Source organism: Photobacterium piscicola, from assembly GCF_900166965.1.
Classification (GTDB): domain Bacteria; phylum Pseudomonadota; class Gammaproteobacteria; order Enterobacterales; family Vibrionaceae; genus Photobacterium; species Photobacterium piscicola.
In genome coordinates this window covers 1-15,134 of the sequence record NZ_FUZI01000019.1, presented here as the reverse complement: position 1 = coordinate 15,134, position 15,134 = coordinate 1, and the positions used below count along the sequence as shown (strand labels likewise).

Sequence of the window (15,134 nt, the reverse complement as noted above, 5' to 3'; positions counted from 1 at the left end):
CCCGTCCGCCGCTCGTCAGCAAAGAAAGCAAGCTTTCTTTCTGTTACCGCTCGACTTGCATGTGTTAGGCCTGCCGCCAGCGTTCAATCTGAGCCATGATCAAACTCTTCAATTAAAGTTTTGTTGTCTCTTTCGAAACGGCTCAATGAATACTGACTTCAAAACTACCTTAGTAATTTTAAAGCTATTATCGTTCCAACAGAACGATAATGAATTGACTGTGCCAAATAACCGTAGTTATTTGTATTGGTCACTCAGTTCATTGATAAATCTTTCGACTTAACTATTCAACGAGTGCCCACACAGATTGCATGGTCAAATTGTTAAAGAACATACTGACTCTCGGTAACCGCTTGCGCCGTTGTCCGTGTCAGTGAGGTCGCATTATAGGGAGATATTTAAAGCTGACAAGCATAATTTTAAAAAATAAATTCGTTTGCTTAGATTAAAAGCAGATATGGCATTAATTGGTATTTTTATAATCTATTTATTATTAATAACAATTTTTAACTCGTTATAAACAGTTGGCAATTAAAGGTATATCTATCGCTATTTGATAAAAATAATCACACCAATGATATTTATAAATGGTTATAACTAACAGCGAATGTTCAAAACTAACAACAAAGAAGATTTAACAGTAAGGAGAGAGGATATATAAAAATAAACGAAGTAGCAGTAGCAGATATTATGAAAACAATATTAATAAAAACTCAAAAAAAAAGCCGAGTCCAAAGGACTCAGCTTTTTTCTTATTTAACGGCTAGTGCTTATTCAGCAGTAGCTTCTTCCTTTGCAGGACGGTCAAGTAACTCGATGTAAGCCATAGGAGCTTTATCACCAGTACGGAAACCGCACTTCATGATACGAGTGTAACCACCAGGACGCGCTGCGAAGCGTGGACCTAGTTCGTTAAATAATTTCGCAACAACTTCGTTATCACGAGTACGAGCGAATGCAAGACGACGGTTAGCAACACTGTCGGTCTTAGCTAGGGTAATCAAAGGCTCAATTACGCGACGTAGCTCTTTTGCTTTAGGCAAGGTAGTCTTAATTAATTCGTGACGTACCAGAGAGCTAGCCATGTTGCTGAACATCGCTTTACGATGACTGCTGTTGCGGTTGAGTTGACGACCACTCTTACGATGGCGCATGACCTAATCCTTCTAACTAGATATCAGTAAACTATTAATCTTCAGCGATTGATGCAGGTGGCCAATTTTCTAGGCGCATACCTAGAGATAGACCACGAGATGCCAATACATCTTTGATTTCTGTCAAAGACTTCTTACCAAGGTTTGGCGTTTTAAGAAGCTCAACCTCAGTACGCTGAACAAGATCACCGATGTAATGGATCGCTTCTGCTTTCAGACAGTTAGCAGAGCGAACAGTTAGTTCAAGATCGTCTACAGGACGCAGTAGGATCGGATCGAACTCCGGCTTCTCTTCTTTCTCTTCAGGAACTCGTACATCGCGAAGATCTACAAACGCATCCAATTGTTCAGCAAGAATTGTTGCTGCACGGCGGATAGCTTCCTCAGGATCAAGTGTACCGTTAGTCTCCATATCGATTACAAGCTTGTCTAGGTCAGTACGTTGTTCTACACGTGCTGCCTCTACCGCGTAAGCGATACGGTCCACTGGGCTGTAAGTAGCATCTACTAACAAACGACCAATTGGACGCTCATCTTCTTCAGTGTGAATACGAGCTGATGCTGGTACGTAGCCACGACCACGTTCTACCTTGATGCGCATGCTTAATTCAGCATTGTCATCAGTTAAATGGCAGATTACGTGTTCTGGGTTCGCAATCTCAACATCACCATCATGGGTGATGTCACCTGCAACAACAGGGCCTGCACCAGATTTGTTCAGAGTAAGAATAACTTCATCTTTACCCTCAACCTTAACGGCTAGACCTTTAAGGTTAAGAAGAATTTCAAGGATATCCTCCTGAACGCCTTCTTTGGTGCTGTACTCATGTAACACACCGTCGATTTCAACTTCTGTTACAGCACAACCTGGCATAGAAGATAATAAAATACGACGAAGAGCGTTTCCTAGAGTGTGGCCGAAACCACGCTCCAACGGCTCTAGAGTTACTTTTGCGTGCGTAGAGCTGACTTGTTCGATGTCAACTAGACGCGGCTTAAGAAATTCTGTTACAGAACCCTGCATTGTGTCCTCTCTTAACTGTAGCCTTACTTAGAGTAAAGCTCGACGATCAGGTGTTCGTTGATGTCGGCAGACAAATCAGAACGTTCTGGAAGACGCTTAAACGTACCTTCCATCTTGCTGCTGTCTACTTCGACCCAAGTCGGTAGTTCACGCTGTGTAGCAACTTCAAGAGCTGCTTTAATGCGTGCTTGGTTCTTAGCTTTCTCACGAATGCTAACAACGTCGTTTGCCGCTACCTTGAAAGAAGGAACGTTTACGACTTGACCGTTAACTAGAATCGCTTTGTGGCTTACCAATTGACGAGATTCAGCGCGAGTTGCACCAAAGCCCATACGGTAAACTACGTTATCTAAACGACCTTCAAGAAGCTGAAGCAAGTTTTCACCTGTGTTACCCTTGATGCGGGCAGCTGTCTTGTAGTAGTTACGGAATTGTTTTTCTAGTACGCCATATGTACGACGAACTTTCTGCTTCTCACGAAGCTGAACGCCGTAATCAGATAGACGACCGCGACGAGCACCATGTTGGCCCGGAGCGTTATCAATCTTACACTTGGTATCAATCGCACGTACACCAGACTTAAGGAATAAGTCAGTGCCTTCGCGACGGCTAAGCTTTAGCTTAGGACCCAAATATCTTGCCATTTTCTTTCTCCAATATTCCTAGAAACTAAACGTTATACGCGACGTTTCTTAGGTGGACGACAACCGTTATGAGGGATCGGAGTCGCATCAACAATGTTAGTGATACGGAAACCCGCTGCGTTTAGAGCGCGGATTGTAGACTCACGACCAGGACCAGGGCCCTTAACCATAACTTCTAGGTTCTTAACGCCATATTCTTTGGCCATTTCACCACAACGCTCAGCAGCAACCTGTGCAGCGAACGGAGTAGATTTACGAGAACCACGGAAACCTGAACCACCTGCAGTTGCCCATGAAAGAGCATTACCTTGACGGTCAGTAATGGTTACGATTGTGTTGTTGAAAGAAGCATGGATGTGCGCAACGCCATCGGCTACTTGCTTGCGTACGCGCTTACGAGCGCGAGTTGGTTGTTTTGCCATTGTACTCTACCTTATCCGACTATTTTTTGATCGGCTTGCGCGGACCCTTACGGGTACGTGCGTTGGTTTTAGTACGCTGTCCACGTAGAGGTAGACTGCGACGGTGACGAAGACCACGGTAACAACCAAGGTCCATAAGACGCTTGATGTTCATGGAAATTTCACGACGAAGATCACCTTCTACAGTGTATTTAGCTACACCATCACGCAGTAGATCGATCTGTTCTTCAGTTAGTTCACTGATCTTAACATCTTCAGCAATACCCGTTTCAGCTAGAATAGCTTGAGAACGAGTCTTACCGATGCCGTAAATCGCAGTTAATGCGATTACAGCGTGTTTCTGATCAGGAATGTTAATGCCTGCAATACGGGCCACTATTCACTCCTAGTACTTTACAAGAATAACCGCTGCAGAGCCCGTTCAGGATACGCAGCGGTGGTACAATTCTTTTGCACATAACAAAAGATGGTTGACTAATTTAGCCAACCTATCTTCAATTTGCAAGAAATATTTCTGCTAATTAGCCTTGGCGTTGTTTATGCTTTGGCTCACTGCAAATCACACGCACAACACCGTTGCGCTTGATAACTTTACAGTTACGGCAGATTTTCTTAACGGAAGCACGAACTTTCATTGCTAAACTCCGTAAATATGGAAAACTAAACTTAGCGGCCGTAGCCTTTCAGATTAGCTTTTTTCAATACTGACTCATACTGTTGAGACATCAAATGTGTCTGAACTTGAGCCATGAAATCCATGATAACAACAACTACGATTAGTAGGGAAGTACCACCAAAATAAAAGCGGACATTCCATGCAATCATCATGAACTCGGGGATCAGACAGATAAAGGTGATATACAACGCACCCGCTAGGGTTAGTCGAGTCATTACTTTATCAATGTACATTGCGGTCTGTTCACCCGGGCGAATACCAGGTATGAATGCTCCAGACTTCTTCAAGTTATCTGCTGTCTCGCGAGGGTTAAACACCAACGCGGTATAGAAGAAACAGAAGAATATAATTGCAGCAGCGTAGAGCATTACATAAAGTGGCTGTCCTGGACTAAGTGCAAGTGAAATATCACTTAACCAGCCAAGACCTTCACTTTGTCCAAACCACTGAGCCAGTGTGCCTGGAAACAGAATAATACTCGATGCGAAAATTGCTGGGATTACACCTGCCATGTTGATTTTCAACGGTAGGTGTGTGCTCTGCGCTGCGAAGACACGACGGCCTTGTTGACGCTTAGCGTAGTTAACGACGATACGACGTTGACCACGTTCCATGAACACTACAAAGTAAATCACAGCAAAAGATATAACCGCAATTAATAGTAGAAGAAGTACGTGCAATTCACCTTGACGCGCTTGCTCTACGGTCTGTCCAATAGCTGGCGGCAAACCAGCAACGATACCAGTGAAAATAATCACAGATATACCGTTACCAATGCCACGCTCGGTAACTTGCTCACCTAACCACATTAAGAACATGGTACCAGTAACCAAACTAACCACGGCAACAAAATAGAAACTAGGACCTGGATTATGTACCAGGCCTGGAATCATACTTGGTAACCCCGTTGCAATACCAATTGCTTGGAAGGTTGCCAATACAAGCGTACCGTATCGGGTGTACTGACTAATCTTACGACGGCCAGCTTCACCTTCTTTCTTCAACTCAGCCAAGGCTGGATGAACTACTGTTAGCAGCTGGACAATAATGGACGCAGAAATATACGGCATTATGCCCAGAGCTAAAATAGAAGCACGCGAGAGTGCACCACCAGAGAACATGTTAAACATCTCAATGATGGTACCCTTTTGCTGCTCGAACAGACTGGCAAGTACAGCAGCGTCAATACCAGGAATAGGCACAAAGGATCCAGCTCGGAATATTAATATCGCACCTAATACAAAGAGAAGGCGTGACTTAAGCTCTGCTAGGCCACCTTGTCCACTACGAAAATCTTGTCCTGGTTGTTTAGCCATCTGTACCTCATCCTCGAGTTAATTATTCCTCGATTTTACCGCCAGCAGCTTCGATAGCAGCTAAAGCGCCTTTAGTAACGCGTAGGCCTTTCACTGTTACTGAACGAGCGATATCACCAGAAAGTACAACTTTCACGAACTTAATGTCCTTAGTGATAACATTCGCAGCTTTTAGTGTTTCAAGGCTTACAACATCACCTTCAACTTTCGCTAGCTCAGCTAGACGAACTTCAGCAGTTACTAGGCTCTTACGAGACGTAAAACCGAACTTTGGTAGACGCTGTTTCAAAGGCATTTGACCGCCTTCAAAACCTGGGCGAACAGAACCACCTGAACGTGATTTCTGACCTTTAACACCACGGCCACAAGTTTTACCTAGACCTGAACCGATACCACGGCCTACGCGCTTCGCAGAAGGCTTAGAACCAGCGGCCGGTGATAGAGTATTCAAACGCATACTGATTACTCCTCAACTTTAACCATGTAGTAAACTTTATTGATCATGCCGCGTACGCAAGCAGTATCTTCAAGTTCAACAGTGTGGTTGATGCGACGAAGGCCTAGGCCGCGCAAAGTAGCTTTATGCTTCGGTAAACGACCGATAGAGCTCTTTGTTTGGGTTACTTTAATAGTTTTAGCCATGTCGATTACTCCAGAATTTCTTTAACAGAAAGACCACGTTTTGCAGCGATCATTTCTGGAGAGTTCATTCCACTTAGACCCAAAATTGTTGCGCGAACAACGTTGATTGGATTAGTAGAACCGTATGTTTTTGCTAGTACGTTACGGATACCCGCAACTTCTAGCACTGCACGCATTGCGCCACCGGCGATGATACCAGTACCTTCTGATGCAGGCTGCATGTACACTTGAGAACCAGTGTGACGGCCTTTAACAGCGTGGTGAAGAGTACCTTCGTTGATTGCGATCGTAACCATGTTACGACGTGCTTTTTCCATCGCTTTCTGGATTGCAGCAGGCACTTCACGTGCTTTACCGTAACCGAAACCGATGCGACCGTTACCGTCACCAACTACTGTTAGTGCAGTAAAGCTGAAAATACGACCACCTTTAACCGTTTTTGAAACACGGTTAACAGCGATCAGTTTTTCATTCAAATCTGATTGTGTCTTTTCGTTAGCCATCTTCCGCCTACCTTAGAATTTCAGACCAGCTTCACGAGCAGCTTCTGCTAGTGTCGCGATACGGCCGTGGTATTGGAAACCAGAGCGATCAAATGCAACGTTAGAGATGCCTTTTTCAATCGCGCGCTCAGCAATAGTTTTACCTACAACTGCAGCAGCGTCTTTGTTTCCGGTACTCTTAACTTGCTCACGGATCGCTTTTTCTAAAGTAGAAGCGGCTGCGATAACCTCAGAGCCGTTCGGTGCGATTACCTGAGCGTACACGTGACGTGGAGTACGGTGTACAACTAGGCGAGTTGCGCCCAGTTCAGCAATCTTACGACGTGCTCGGGTCGCACGACGGATACGAGATGCTTTCTTATCCATAGTGTTACCTTACTTCTTCTTAGCTTCTTTAGTACGCACAACTTCGTCGGCGTAACGAACACCTTTACCTTTATAAGGTTCAGGGCTACGGTAAGCGCGAATATCAGCAGCTACCTGACCAACCAACTGCTTATCAGTACCCGTAAGTACGATTTCAGTTTGTGATGGACATTCAGCTTTGATACCTGCTGGAAGTTCGTGCTCAACTGGATGAGAGAAACCTAGAGTTAGACCTACAGCGTTGCCTTTGATAGCAGCACGGTAACCTACACCCTTAAGAGTCAGCTTCTTAGTGAAGCCTTCGGTAACACCAACAACCATGTTGTTAACTAGTGCACGAGCAGTACCTGCTTGTGCCCAAGCTTTATCGAACCCTTCACGAGGACCGAAAGTAACTTTGTTCTCTTCCAAAGTTAGAACTACTGCTGGGTTCATAACACGAACTAATTCGCCTTTTGAACCTTTAACAGTAATTTCCTGACCGTTAAGATTAACTTCTACGCCGGCAGGGAAAACTACTGGTGCTTTTGCAACACGAGACATGTTCTACTCCTATTATGCTACGTAGCAGATAATCTCACCGCCAAGACCCGCTTTGCGTGCAGCGCGGTCGGTCATAAGACCCTTGGAAGTGGAAATAACAGCAATACCAAGGCCACCCATCACTGATGGTAGCGCACCTTTTTTCTTGTAGATGCGTAGACCAGGACGTGAAACACGTTGGATTTGCTCAATAACTGGATTAGCTTCAAAGTACTTAAGTGTAACTTCTAGCTCTGGCTTAACGTCACCTGTTACAGTGTAGTCAGCCACGAAACCTTCTTCTTGTAATAATGCTGCAATTGCAACTTTAAGCTTAGAAGATGGCATTTTTACAGCAACTTTTTTCGCTGCCTGACCGTTACGAAGACGGGTCAGCATATCCGAAATCGGATCTTGCATGCTCATAAGTTAATACTCCGTGATTCTGAATTGCTTACTGGTATTACCAGCTTGCTTTACGTAGACCCGGAATCTCGCCTTTCATGCAAGCTTCACGAACCTTGATACGGCTAAGACCGAACTTACGTAGGTAGCCGTGTGGACGTCCAGTCTGGTTACAGCGATTACGCTGACGAGACTTCGCAGAATCACGTGGTAGTGACTGAAGTTTAAGCACTGCATTCCAGCGATCTTCTTCAGACGCATTCACGTCGCTAATTAGAGCTTTTAGCGCAGCACGCTTTTCAGCGAACTTAGCTACTAGCTTGGCACGTTTAGCTTCACGTGCCTTCATTGATTCTTTAGCCATTAGTAACCCTTACTTTTACTTACGGAATGGGAAGTTAAAAGCAGACAGTAGAGCTAGAGCTTCTTCATCAGATTTAGCAGAAGTTGTGATTGTGATGTCTAAACCACGTACACGATCTACTTTATCGAAATCGATTTCTGGGAAGATGATCTGCTCACGAACGCCCATGCTGTAGTTACCACGACCATCGAATGATTTCGGGTTTAAACCACGGAAATCTCGAATACGAGGTACAGCAATTGAAATTAGACGCTCGAAAAAGTCCCACATACGCTCGCCACGTAAGGTTACTTTACAGCCAATAGGGTAGCCCTCACGGATCTTAAAGCCTGCAACTGACTTGCGTGCTACTGTGATTAGCGGCTTCTGACCTGCAATTGCAGTCATGTCAGCAGCAGCGTTTTCTAGCAGCTTCTTGTCGTTGATAGCTTCGCCCACACCCATGTTAAGTGTGATCTTTTCGATCCTTGGGACTTGCATGATACTCTTGTATTCGAACTTGCCAGCAAGGTCTTTTACAACAGTCTCTTTGTAGTAATCATGCAGTTTCGCCATAGTACTACTCCAAACTTACTTGATAGTTTCGCCAGTCGATTTAAAGAAACGAACTTTTTTGTCGTCTTCAAATCGGAAGCCTACACGGTCCGCTTTACCTTGACCGTTAACGATAGCAACATTAGACGCATCGATCGCAGCTTCCTGCTCAACGATACCGCCTTGAACACCCATTGCCGGAACCGGCTTCTGGTGTTTCTTAACCATGTTGATACCTTCAACGATAACTTTACCGGTTGCTAGAACCTTAGTTACTTTACCAGTCTTGCCTTTATCTTTACCAGCAAGAATGATAACTTCGTCGTTACGACGGATTTTAGCTGCCATTATAGTCGCTCCTTAAAGTACTTCTGGCGCTAGTGATACAATCTTCATGAATTTCGTATTACGAAGTTCACGAGTCACAGGGCCAAAGATACGGGTACCGATAGGTTGCTCAGTGTTGTCGTTCAACAATACGCAAGCATTACGGTCAAAGCGAATGACAGAGCCATCTTGACGACGAACGCCTTTACGGGTGCGTACAACCACCGCTTTCAGTACATCACCTTTCTTAACTTTACCGCGTGGAATTGCTTCCTTTACAGTAATCTTGATGATGTCACCGATATGTGCATAGCGACGGTGAGAACCACCCAGAACCTTAATACACATTACGCTACGTGCGCCGGAGTTATCCGCAGCATCAAGCATACTTTGCATTTGGATCATGTTAGTGCTCCGCTAATTTAAAACATCTAGACCCAAATCGAGTCGATATGCCTTTTCTTCAAAGGCGGCGAATAATAACACCATTTTCGACCGATGGGTAGATAAAAAAATGAACGGCCCTAAGTTTTTCAGGGCCGCTTACTTAAGTAGTTGTTAGTACGTATTAAATACGTGCTTTTTCAACTACGCGTACCAAAGCCCAAGACTTAGTCTTTGACATTGGACGGCACTCGCGAACTTCAACCATGTCGCCTAGGCCACATTCGTTGTTTTCATCGTGTGCATGAAGCTTAGTCGTGCGTGTGATGTACTTACCGTAGATCGGGTGCTTCACTTTACGCTCGATAGCAACAACAATAGACTTATCGCCTTTGTCGCTAACTACACGACCAAGCTGAGTACGGATTTGATCGCTCATTATGCGCCAGCCTTCTCAGTCAGTACAGTTTTAACACGTGCGATATCACGACGTACAGTTTTAAGATTGTGAGTCTGCTGTAGTTGACCAGTCGCAGCTTGCATACGCAAGTTAAACTGTTCACGTAGCAAATTCACAAGCTCTGCATTAAGCTCTTCAACGCTTTTAGCGCGTAGATCTAGTGCATTCATCACATCACCGCCTTAATTACGAATGTTGTCTTGATTGGTAGCTTACGTGCAGCAAGATTAAATGCTTCACGAGCTAATGTTTCAGGAACACCACCCATTTCGTATAGAACTTTACCTGGTTGAATCTGTGCAACCCAGTACTCCACACTACCCTTACCTTTACCTTGACGAACTTCAAGAGGCTTAGATGTGATTGGTTTGTCTGGGAATACACGAATCCAGATTTGGCCCTGACGTTTTACATGACGAGTCATAGCACGACGTGCAGCTTCGATCTGACGAGCAGTTAGACGACCACGGCCGACTGCTTTAAGACCAAATGTACCAAAGCTTACATCAGTACCGTTCGCTAAACCGCGGTTACGGCCTTTAAAGGCCTTGCGGAATTTAGTGCGTTTAGGTTGCAGCATCAATAAACTCCTTATTTACGGCTTTTGCGCTGCTTCTTAGGCTTGTCAGCCTTTGGCTCTTCAACCGGCATGCCGCCTAGAACTTCACCTTTGAAGATCCAAACTTTAACGCCGATAACACCGTATTGGGTGTGAGCCGAAGAAGTTGCGTAGTCAATGTCAGCACGAAGAGTGTGTAGAGGCACACGGCCTTCACGGTACCACTCAGTACGTGCAATTTCAGCACCGCCTAGACGGCCGCTTACTTCAACTTTGATACCTTTAGCGCCAAGACGCATAGCGTTTTGAACTGCACGCTTCATCGCGCGACGGAACATTACACGACGCTCTAGTTGAGACGAAATGCTGTCTGCAACTAGTTGACCATCTAGTTCTGGTTTACGTACTTCAGCGATGTTGATCTGAGCTGGAACGCCCGCGATCTTCGCAACTGCTGCACGTAGTTTCTCTACGTCTTCGCCTTTCTTACCGATTACTACGCCTGGACGAGCAGTGTGAATAGTCACACGGATGCTCTTCGCAGGACGCTCGATAACGATGCGTGATAGAGATGCTTTTGCTAGTTCCTTAGTAAGGAACTGGCGTACCTTGAAATCGCCGTCTAGGTTGTCAGCGAATTCTTGGCTGTTAGCAAACCAAGTGGTATTCCAAGGCTTACAGATGCCTAAACGAATACCATTAGGATGTACTTTCTGACCCATTGCTTTCTCTCCTAGTCTCTTAGCGGTCTGCTACAACAACAGTGATGTGGCTAGAACGCTTCAAGATGCGATCGGCACGGCCTTTAGCACGAGGCATAATACGCTTCATGGTAGGACCTTCGTCAACGAAGATTTTAGCAACATTAAGATCATCAATGTCTGCGCCTTCGTTGTGTTCTGCGTTAGCGATAGCTGACTCTAGAACTTTCTTGATTAAATCAGCAGCTTTTTTGTTGCTGAAATTAAGAATTTCTAGAGCTTGAGCAACTGGCTTACCGCGCAGTTGATCTGCAACCAAACGAGCTTTTTGCGGCGAAATGCGAGCAAAGCGATGTTTAGCGATAGCTTCCATTACCTACTCCTTAGCGCTTTTTAGCTTTCTTATCCGCAGCATGACCGCGGTAAGTACGTGTTGGTGCAAATTCGCCTAGCTTGTGACCGATCATTTCTTCAGAAACGAAAACAGGAACGTGCTGACGACCATTATGGACAGCGATGGTCAAACCGATCATCTGAGGGATGATCATTGAGCGACGGGACCAAGTCTTAACAGGCTTTTTGTCTCCGCTTTCCAACGCTTTCTCTACCTTCTTCAGCAAGTGTAGGTCAATGAATGGACCTTTCTTGAGAGAACGTGGCATGGCGTATCCTCTTTATAATTACTTATTACGACGACGTACGATGTACTTGTCGGTGCGCTTGTTGCTACGAGTCTTATAACCCTTAGTTGGAACGCCCCAAGGTGTTACTGGATGACGACCGCCTGATGTACGACCTTCACCACCACCATGTGGGTGATCCACTGGGTTCATTACAACACCACGTACAGTTGGACGAACACCGCGCCAGCGTGAAGCACCAGCTTTACCTAGCTCACGTAGCATGTGTTCTGCGTTACCAACTTCACCTAGAGTCGCACGACCGTCAGCAAGAACTTTACGCATTTCACCAGAACGTAGACGTAGAGTCACATAAGTGCCTGCACGTGCAATGATCTGAGCGTATGCACCAGCTGAACGAGCCAGCTGTGCACCTTTACCAGGCTTAAGTTCAACACAGTGTACTGTTGAACCTACTGGGATGTTGCGCATTGGTAAAGTGTTACCAACTTTGATAGCAGCATCTTCGCCAGACTGGATCATATCACCAGCTTGGATACCTTTAGGTGCGATAATGTAGCGGCGCTCACCGTCTGCGTACAGAACTAGAGCAATGTTTGCGCTACGGTTTGGATCGTATTCTAGACGCTCAACTTTCGCTGGGATGCCATCTTTAGTACGTTTAAAGTCAATTAGACGGTAGTGTTGTTTGTTACCACCACCGATATGACGTACTGTGATACGACCGTTATTGTTACGACCACCAGTCTTAGAGTTTTTCTCTAGAAGTGGTGCGTACGGCTTACCCTTATGCAGGTCAGAGTTAACCACTTTAACTACGTGGCGACGACCTGGGGAAGTCGGCTTACATTTTACAATAGCCATTCTTCTTTGCTCCTAGCCTTACTCTGCACTACCAGCGAAGTCGATGTCTTGACCTTCTTTCAAGATAACATACGCTTTCTTCACGTCTGAACGACGGCCTTGGCGCATACCTTGACGTTTGGTCTTACCCTTAGTGATAAGAGTATTTACAGACTTAACTTCAACCTCAAACAGTTTTTCAACTGCTGCTTTGATCTCTCTCTTTGTCGCAGTAATAGCAACTTTAAACACGATAGTATTCGCGTTTTCAGCAGCCATTGATGCTTTTTCAGAGATGTGCGGAGCACGTAGAACTTTTAAAATACGCTCTTCAGTGATCATGCTAGCATCTCCTCGATTGCTTTAACTGCAGCTGCAGTCATTACAATTTTATCGAAAGCGATTAAGCTAACTGGATCGATTGCCGCTGCATCACGTACGTCTACTTTGTATAGGTTACGTGCTGCAAGGAATAGATTCTCATCTAATTCGCCAGTTACGATTAGTGCATCAGTTAGCTCAAGCTCTTTAAGCTTAGCAACTAGTGCTTTTGTCTTTGGTGCTTCTAGAGTGAAGTTTTCAACAACGATTAAACGCTCTTGACGAACTAACTCAGAAAGAATGCTCTTCATAGCACCGCGGTACATTTTCTTGTTTACTTTTTGGCTGTGATCCTGAGGACGAGCAGCGAAAGTAACACCACCAGAACGCCATAGCGGACTGCGGATTGTACCTGCACGAGCGCGACCAGTACCCTTCTGGCGCCATGGCTTAGCGCCACCACCAGAAACGTCTGAACGAGTCTTCTGAGCACGTGTACCCTGACGAGCACCTGCTGCAAACGCAACAACTACTTGGTGTACAAGCGCTTCATTGAAATCACGCCCAAAAGTAGTTTCGGAGACAGTTAGCGCGTTAGCGCCTTTGACTACCAATTCCATTACTAACTCCTCGACGTTACGCTTTAACAGCTGGTTTAACGATCACGTTACCGCCTGTAGCACCAGGGACTGCACCTTTAATAAGAAGCAGATTGCGCTCAGCGTCAACACGTACGATCTCTAGGTTTTGAGTCGTTACACGCTCAGCACCCATGTGACCAGCCATTTTCTTGCCTTTAAATACACGACCTGGAGTTTGACATTGGCCAATTGAACCCGGAGCGCGGTGAGACAAGGAGTTACCATGGGTCATATCTTGAGTACGGAAGTTCCAGCGCTTAATAGCACCTTGGAAGCCCTTACCTTTAGATGTACCAGTAACGTCTACTTTTTTAATTTCGTTAAAGATTTCAACACTTAGCTCAGCGCCAACTGCGAATTCTTCATTATTTTCTAGACGGAATTCCCAAAGACCGCGACCAGCTTCTACACCTGCTTTCGCAAAGTGACCAGCTTCTGGCTTAGATACGCGGCTAGCTTTCTTAGTTCCAGCTGTTACTTGAATAGCGTTGTAACCGTCAGTTTCTACAGATTTAACCTGAGTAACGCGGTTGTTTTCAACTTCAACAACAGTAACTGGAATAGAAATGCCATCTTCGGTAAAGATGCGGGTCATGCCCACTTTACGACCGATTAGACCAATCATTCTCTTATCTCCCCTTAACCTAGGCTGATCTGTACGTCAACGCCAGCAGCTAGATCTAGACGCATCAGAGCATCAACAGTTTTGTCTGTAGGCTCAACGATGTCGATAAGGCGCTTGTGTGTACGAATTTCGTACTGGTCACGTGCGTCCTTATTAACGTGTGGAGAAATAAGAACAGTGAAGCGCTCTTTGCGAGTAGGAAGAGGGATTGGACCCTTAACCTGTGCGCCAGTACGCTTAGCTGTTTCAACGATTTCCGCAGTAGACTGGTCGATCAAACGATGATCGAAAGCCTTTAGGCGGATACGAATACGTTGGTTCTGCATTAGACAGAGCTCCAAATAAAAATTACACAAACAATATCGCCACTCACGTTCGTAAAGACGAAGGAATGTCGATTGATTTATGTGAACGTAGCATCCCTATCGGATGCATTGTCAGCCAATTTAATGACTGCGAACATAAGTCAGAGTATTCATTATGAAACATACTCGGCATAGCCTGTAGTACGTTTCTCCTCAATGCTTATTGGTTCACAACAGCGCTTACAAGACTTTGTCTCTGGCAGTGGTGAGCATTATACAGATCACATTTTTGAAAGCAAGCCTTGATCGATAAATAAACAATTATTCAATTATTAACCTATATTATCAATAACTTAGTGTCTTTACATGTGGCTGCTTAATAGCAAAAATTAACCACTTCTGTTTTTTAGATATAAAAAAAGGAAGCCGAAGCTTCCTTTTTATTCAGTACTTAGTTATGCACTAATTGCTATTAAGCAATGATAGTTGCAACAACACCAGCACCAACTGTACGGCCACCTTCACGGATAGCAAAACGTAGACCTTCATCCATCGCGATAGGTGCGATTAGAGTAACAGTCATAGAGATGTTATCACCAGGCATTACCATTTCAACGCCTTCTGGTAACTCGATAGTACCAGTTACGTCAGTTGTACGGAAGTAGAACTGTGGACGGTAACCTTTGAAGAAAGGAGTGTGACGACCGCCTTCATCTTTAGAAAGAACATAGATTTCTGAAGTGAAAGTAGTGTGT

Annotated in this window: 29 protein-coding genes and 1 rRNA gene; all 30 read right to left on the bottom strand. The window is 45.0% G+C overall.

Annotated features, from left to right (window positions below; translation table 11 throughout):
• Window positions 1–115: ribosomal RNA gene (locus CZ809_RS20395) — 16S ribosomal RNA — on the bottom strand; the annotation flags it as partial.
• 655 nt (window positions 116–770) lie between these two features.
• Window positions 771–1,154 (bottom strand): 50S ribosomal protein L17, encoded by a 384-nt coding sequence (gene rplQ / locus CZ809_RS20390; RefSeq protein ID WP_045032685.1) that lies wholly within the window; start codon window positions 1,152–1,154, stop codon window positions 771–773.
• Window positions 1,155–1,188: 34 nt separating this feature from the next.
• Complete coding sequence (locus CZ809_RS20385; RefSeq protein ID WP_036789646.1) at window positions 1,189–2,178, bottom strand: DNA-directed RNA polymerase subunit alpha; 990 nt, start codon at window positions 2,176–2,178, stop codon at window positions 1,189–1,191.
• Between the two features lie 23 nt (window positions 2,179–2,201).
• Window positions 2,202–2,822, bottom strand: a complete 621-nt coding sequence (gene rpsD, locus CZ809_RS20380) for a 30S ribosomal protein S4 (RefSeq protein WP_061000877.1) — start codon at window positions 2,820–2,822, stop codon at window positions 2,202–2,204.
• A gap of 32 nt (window positions 2,823–2,854) precedes the next feature.
• A complete protein-coding gene (rpsK, locus tag CZ809_RS20375) occupies window positions 2,855–3,244 on the bottom strand; it encodes a 30S ribosomal protein S11 (protein WP_005370963.1) in 390 nt (129 codons plus the stop codon).
• 19 nt (window positions 3,245–3,263) lie between these two features.
• Window positions 3,264–3,620 carry a 30S ribosomal protein S13 gene (gene rpsM / locus CZ809_RS20370; protein WP_005370966.1) on the bottom strand — a complete coding sequence of 119 codons (357 nt, stop codon included), beginning with the start codon at window positions 3,618–3,620 and terminating at the stop codon, window positions 3,264–3,266.
• Between the two features lie 145 nt (window positions 3,621–3,765).
• Window positions 3,766–3,879, bottom strand: a complete 114-nt coding sequence (gene rpmJ / locus CZ809_RS20365; RefSeq protein WP_000868186.1) for a 50S ribosomal protein L36 — start codon at window positions 3,877–3,879, stop codon at window positions 3,766–3,768.
• Window positions 3,880–3,910: 31 nt separating this feature from the next.
• On the bottom strand, window positions 3,911–5,236 hold the full coding sequence (secY, locus tag CZ809_RS20360) for a preprotein translocase subunit SecY (protein ID WP_045038820.1): 1,326 nt from the start codon (window positions 5,234–5,236) through the stop codon (window positions 3,911–3,913).
• A gap of 22 nt (window positions 5,237–5,258) precedes the next feature.
• On the bottom strand, window positions 5,259–5,693 hold the full coding sequence (gene rplO / locus CZ809_RS20355; RefSeq protein ID WP_036789641.1) for a 50S ribosomal protein L15: 435 nt from the start codon (window positions 5,691–5,693) through the stop codon (window positions 5,259–5,261).
• A 5-nt stretch (window positions 5,694–5,698) separates the two neighbouring features.
• A complete protein-coding gene (gene rpmD / locus CZ809_RS20350) occupies window positions 5,699–5,878 on the bottom strand; it encodes a 50S ribosomal protein L30 (RefSeq protein WP_005302823.1) in 180 nt (59 codons plus the stop codon).
• Between the two features lie 5 nt (window positions 5,879–5,883).
• Window positions 5,884–6,381, bottom strand: coding sequence for a 30S ribosomal protein S5 (gene rpsE / locus CZ809_RS20345; protein WP_036789639.1), 498 nt, complete (start codon window positions 6,379–6,381; stop codon window positions 5,884–5,886).
• Window positions 6,382–6,393: 12 nt separating this feature from the next.
• Window positions 6,394–6,747, bottom strand: coding sequence for a 50S ribosomal protein L18 (gene rplR, locus CZ809_RS20340; RefSeq protein ID WP_036789636.1), 354 nt, complete (start codon window positions 6,745–6,747; stop codon window positions 6,394–6,396).
• 9 nt (window positions 6,748–6,756) lie between these two features.
• On the bottom strand, window positions 6,757–7,290 hold the full coding sequence (gene rplF / locus CZ809_RS20335) for a 50S ribosomal protein L6 (RefSeq protein WP_036789632.1): 534 nt from the start codon (window positions 7,288–7,290) through the stop codon (window positions 6,757–6,759).
• Window positions 7,291–7,302: 12 nt separating this feature from the next.
• Window positions 7,303–7,695, bottom strand: a complete 393-nt coding sequence (gene rpsH / locus CZ809_RS20330) for a 30S ribosomal protein S8 (protein WP_036789627.1) — start codon at window positions 7,693–7,695, stop codon at window positions 7,303–7,305.
• A 37-nt stretch (window positions 7,696–7,732) separates the two neighbouring features.
• Window positions 7,733–8,038 carry a 30S ribosomal protein S14 gene (rpsN, locus tag CZ809_RS20325; RefSeq protein WP_005370985.1) on the bottom strand — a complete coding sequence of 102 codons (306 nt, stop codon included), beginning with the start codon at window positions 8,036–8,038 and terminating at the stop codon, window positions 7,733–7,735.
• A gap of 15 nt (window positions 8,039–8,053) precedes the next feature.
• Window positions 8,054–8,593: a 50S ribosomal protein L5 gene (rplE, locus tag CZ809_RS20320; protein WP_036789621.1), complete on the bottom strand. Its 540-nt coding sequence runs from the start codon at window positions 8,591–8,593 to the stop codon at window positions 8,054–8,056.
• A gap of 15 nt (window positions 8,594–8,608) precedes the next feature.
• On the bottom strand, window positions 8,609–8,920 hold the full coding sequence (gene rplX / locus CZ809_RS20315; protein ID WP_036789611.1) for a 50S ribosomal protein L24: 312 nt from the start codon (window positions 8,918–8,920) through the stop codon (window positions 8,609–8,611).
• Between the two features lie 12 nt (window positions 8,921–8,932).
• Complete coding sequence (gene rplN / locus CZ809_RS20310; RefSeq protein ID WP_045032667.1) at window positions 8,933–9,304, bottom strand: 50S ribosomal protein L14; 372 nt, start codon at window positions 9,302–9,304, stop codon at window positions 8,933–8,935.
• Between the two features lie 163 nt (window positions 9,305–9,467).
• Window positions 9,468–9,722, bottom strand: coding sequence for a 30S ribosomal protein S17 (gene rpsQ / locus CZ809_RS20305; RefSeq protein ID WP_036789606.1), 255 nt, complete (start codon window positions 9,720–9,722; stop codon window positions 9,468–9,470).
• Entirely contained in the window at window positions 9,722–9,913 is a 192-nt protein-coding gene (gene rpmC / locus CZ809_RS20300) for a 50S ribosomal protein L29 (protein ID WP_036789604.1), read from the bottom strand. The genes rpsQ and rpmC overlap by 1 nt, the downstream gene beginning before the upstream one ends.
• Window positions 9,913–10,323 carry a 50S ribosomal protein L16 gene (gene rplP, locus CZ809_RS20295; protein ID WP_080159320.1) on the bottom strand — a complete coding sequence of 137 codons (411 nt, stop codon included), beginning with the start codon at window positions 10,321–10,323 and terminating at the stop codon, window positions 9,913–9,915. Before rplP ends, rpmC begins: the two co-directional genes overlap by 1 nt.
• Before the next feature lie 11 nt (window positions 10,324–10,334).
• On the bottom strand, window positions 10,335–11,024 hold the full coding sequence (gene rpsC, locus CZ809_RS20290) for a 30S ribosomal protein S3 (RefSeq protein WP_036789594.1): 690 nt from the start codon (window positions 11,022–11,024) through the stop codon (window positions 10,335–10,337).
• A gap of 19 nt (window positions 11,025–11,043) precedes the next feature.
• Window positions 11,044–11,376, bottom strand: coding sequence for a 50S ribosomal protein L22 (rplV, locus tag CZ809_RS20285; RefSeq protein ID WP_005302797.1), 333 nt, complete (start codon window positions 11,374–11,376; stop codon window positions 11,044–11,046).
• Window positions 11,377–11,386: 10 nt separating this feature from the next.
• Entirely contained in the window at window positions 11,387–11,665 is a 279-nt protein-coding gene (rpsS, locus tag CZ809_RS20280; protein ID WP_005302795.1) for a 30S ribosomal protein S19, read from the bottom strand.
• An 18-nt stretch (window positions 11,666–11,683) separates the two neighbouring features.
• A complete protein-coding gene (rplB, locus tag CZ809_RS20275; RefSeq protein ID WP_045038830.1) occupies window positions 11,684–12,508 on the bottom strand; it encodes a 50S ribosomal protein L2 in 825 nt (274 codons plus the stop codon).
• A gap of 18 nt (window positions 12,509–12,526) precedes the next feature.
• Complete coding sequence (gene rplW, locus CZ809_RS20270; protein WP_036789589.1) at window positions 12,527–12,829, bottom strand: 50S ribosomal protein L23; 303 nt, start codon at window positions 12,827–12,829, stop codon at window positions 12,527–12,529.
• The gene (rplD, locus tag CZ809_RS20265; protein WP_036789587.1) at window positions 12,826–13,428 is read right to left on the bottom strand and encodes a 50S ribosomal protein L4; all 603 of its coding nucleotides are present in this window, start codon (window positions 13,426–13,428) and stop codon (window positions 12,826–12,828) included. The genes rplW and rplD overlap by 4 nt, the downstream gene beginning before the upstream one ends.
• A 16-nt stretch (window positions 13,429–13,444) precedes the next feature.
• The gene (gene rplC / locus CZ809_RS20260) at window positions 13,445–14,074 is read right to left on the bottom strand and encodes a 50S ribosomal protein L3 (protein ID WP_036789584.1); all 630 of its coding nucleotides are present in this window, start codon (window positions 14,072–14,074) and stop codon (window positions 13,445–13,447) included.
• A 14-nt stretch (window positions 14,075–14,088) separates the two neighbouring features.
• Window positions 14,089–14,400, bottom strand: a complete 312-nt coding sequence (gene rpsJ / locus CZ809_RS20255) for a 30S ribosomal protein S10 (protein ID WP_002541412.1) — start codon at window positions 14,398–14,400, stop codon at window positions 14,089–14,091.
• A gap of 451 nt (window positions 14,401–14,851) precedes the next feature.
• A partial coding sequence (locus CZ809_RS20250) for an EF-Tu C-terminal domain-related protein (RefSeq protein ID WP_498179720.1) occupies window positions 14,852–15,134 on the bottom strand: 283 nt, incomplete at its 5' end.

Excerpts from the sequence above, each read along its gene's own strand:
- rplQ (WP_045032685.1), bottom strand. The coding sequence starts at position 1,154 with ATGCGCCATCGTAAGAGTGGTCGTCAACTCAACCGCAACAGCAGTCAT.
- CZ809_RS20385 (WP_036789646.1), bottom strand. The coding sequence starts at position 2,178 with ATGCAGGGTTCTGTAACAGAATTTCTTAAGCCGCGTCTAGTTGACATC.
- rpsD (WP_061000877.1), bottom strand. The coding sequence starts at position 2,822 with ATGGCAAGATATTTGGGTCCTAAGCTAAAGCTTAGCCGTCGCGAAGGC.
- rpsK (WP_005370963.1), bottom strand. The coding sequence starts at position 3,244 with ATGGCAAAACAACCAACTCGCGCTCGTAAGCGCGTACGCAAGCAAGTA.
- rpmJ (WP_000868186.1), bottom strand. The coding sequence starts at position 3,879 with ATGAAAGTTCGTGCTTCCGTTAAGAAAATCTGCCGTAACTGTAAAGTT.
- secY (WP_045038820.1), bottom strand. The coding sequence starts at position 5,236 with ATGGCTAAACAACCAGGACAAGATTTTCGTAGTGGACAAGGTGGCCTA.
- rplO (WP_036789641.1), bottom strand. The coding sequence starts at position 5,693 with ATGCGTTTGAATACTCTATCACCGGCCGCTGGTTCTAAGCCTTCTGCG.
- rpmD (WP_005302823.1), bottom strand. The coding sequence starts at position 5,878 with ATGGCTAAAACTATTAAAGTAACCCAAACAAAGAGCTCTATCGGTCGT.
- rpsE (WP_036789639.1), bottom strand. The coding sequence starts at position 6,381 with ATGGCTAACGAAAAGACACAATCAGATTTGAATGAAAAACTGATCGCT.
- rplR (WP_036789636.1), bottom strand. The coding sequence starts at position 6,747 with ATGGATAAGAAAGCATCTCGTATCCGTCGTGCGACCCGAGCACGTCGT.
- rplF (WP_036789632.1), bottom strand. The coding sequence starts at position 7,290 with ATGTCTCGTGTTGCAAAAGCACCAGTAGTTTTCCCTGCCGGCGTAGAA.
- rpsH (WP_036789627.1), bottom strand. The coding sequence starts at position 7,695 with ATGAGCATGCAAGATCCGATTTCGGATATGCTGACCCGTCTTCGTAAC.
- rpsN (WP_005370985.1), bottom strand. The coding sequence starts at position 8,038 with ATGGCTAAAGAATCAATGAAGGCACGTGAAGCTAAACGTGCCAAGCTA.
- rplE (WP_036789621.1), bottom strand. The coding sequence starts at position 8,593 with ATGGCGAAACTGCATGATTACTACAAAGAGACTGTTGTAAAAGACCTT.
- rplX (WP_036789611.1), bottom strand. The coding sequence starts at position 8,920 with ATGGCAGCTAAAATCCGTCGTAACGACGAAGTTATCATTCTTGCTGGT.
- rplN (WP_045032667.1), bottom strand. The coding sequence starts at position 9,304 with ATGATCCAAATGCAAAGTATGCTTGATGCTGCGGATAACTCCGGCGCA.
- rpsQ (WP_036789606.1), bottom strand. The coding sequence starts at position 9,722 with ATGAGCGATCAAATCCGTACTCAGCTTGGTCGTGTAGTTAGCGACAAA.
- rpmC (WP_036789604.1), bottom strand. The coding sequence starts at position 9,913 with ATGAATGCACTAGATCTACGCGCTAAAAGCGTTGAAGAGCTTAATGCA.
- rplP (WP_080159320.1), bottom strand. The coding sequence starts at position 10,323 with ATGCTGCAACCTAAACGCACTAAATTCCGCAAGGCCTTTAAAGGCCGT.
- rpsC (WP_036789594.1), bottom strand. The coding sequence starts at position 11,024 with ATGGGTCAGAAAGTACATCCTAATGGTATTCGTTTAGGCATCTGTAAG.
- rplV (WP_005302797.1), bottom strand. The coding sequence starts at position 11,376 with ATGGAAGCTATCGCTAAACATCGCTTTGCTCGCATTTCGCCGCAAAAA.
- rpsS (WP_005302795.1), bottom strand. The coding sequence starts at position 11,665 with ATGCCACGTTCTCTCAAGAAAGGTCCATTCATTGACCTACACTTGCTG.
- rplB (WP_045038830.1), bottom strand. The coding sequence starts at position 12,508 with ATGGCTATTGTAAAATGTAAGCCGACTTCCCCAGGTCGTCGCCACGTA.
- rplW (WP_036789589.1), bottom strand. The coding sequence starts at position 12,829 with ATGATCACTGAAGAGCGTATTTTAAAAGTTCTACGTGCTCCGCACATC.
- rplD (WP_036789587.1), bottom strand. The coding sequence starts at position 13,428 with ATGGAATTGGTAGTCAAAGGCGCTAACGCGCTAACTGTCTCCGAAACT.
- rplC (WP_036789584.1), bottom strand. The coding sequence starts at position 14,074 with ATGATTGGTCTAATCGGTCGTAAAGTGGGCATGACCCGCATCTTTACC.
- rpsJ (WP_002541412.1), bottom strand. The coding sequence starts at position 14,400 with ATGCAGAACCAACGTATTCGTATCCGCCTAAAGGCTTTCGATCATCGT.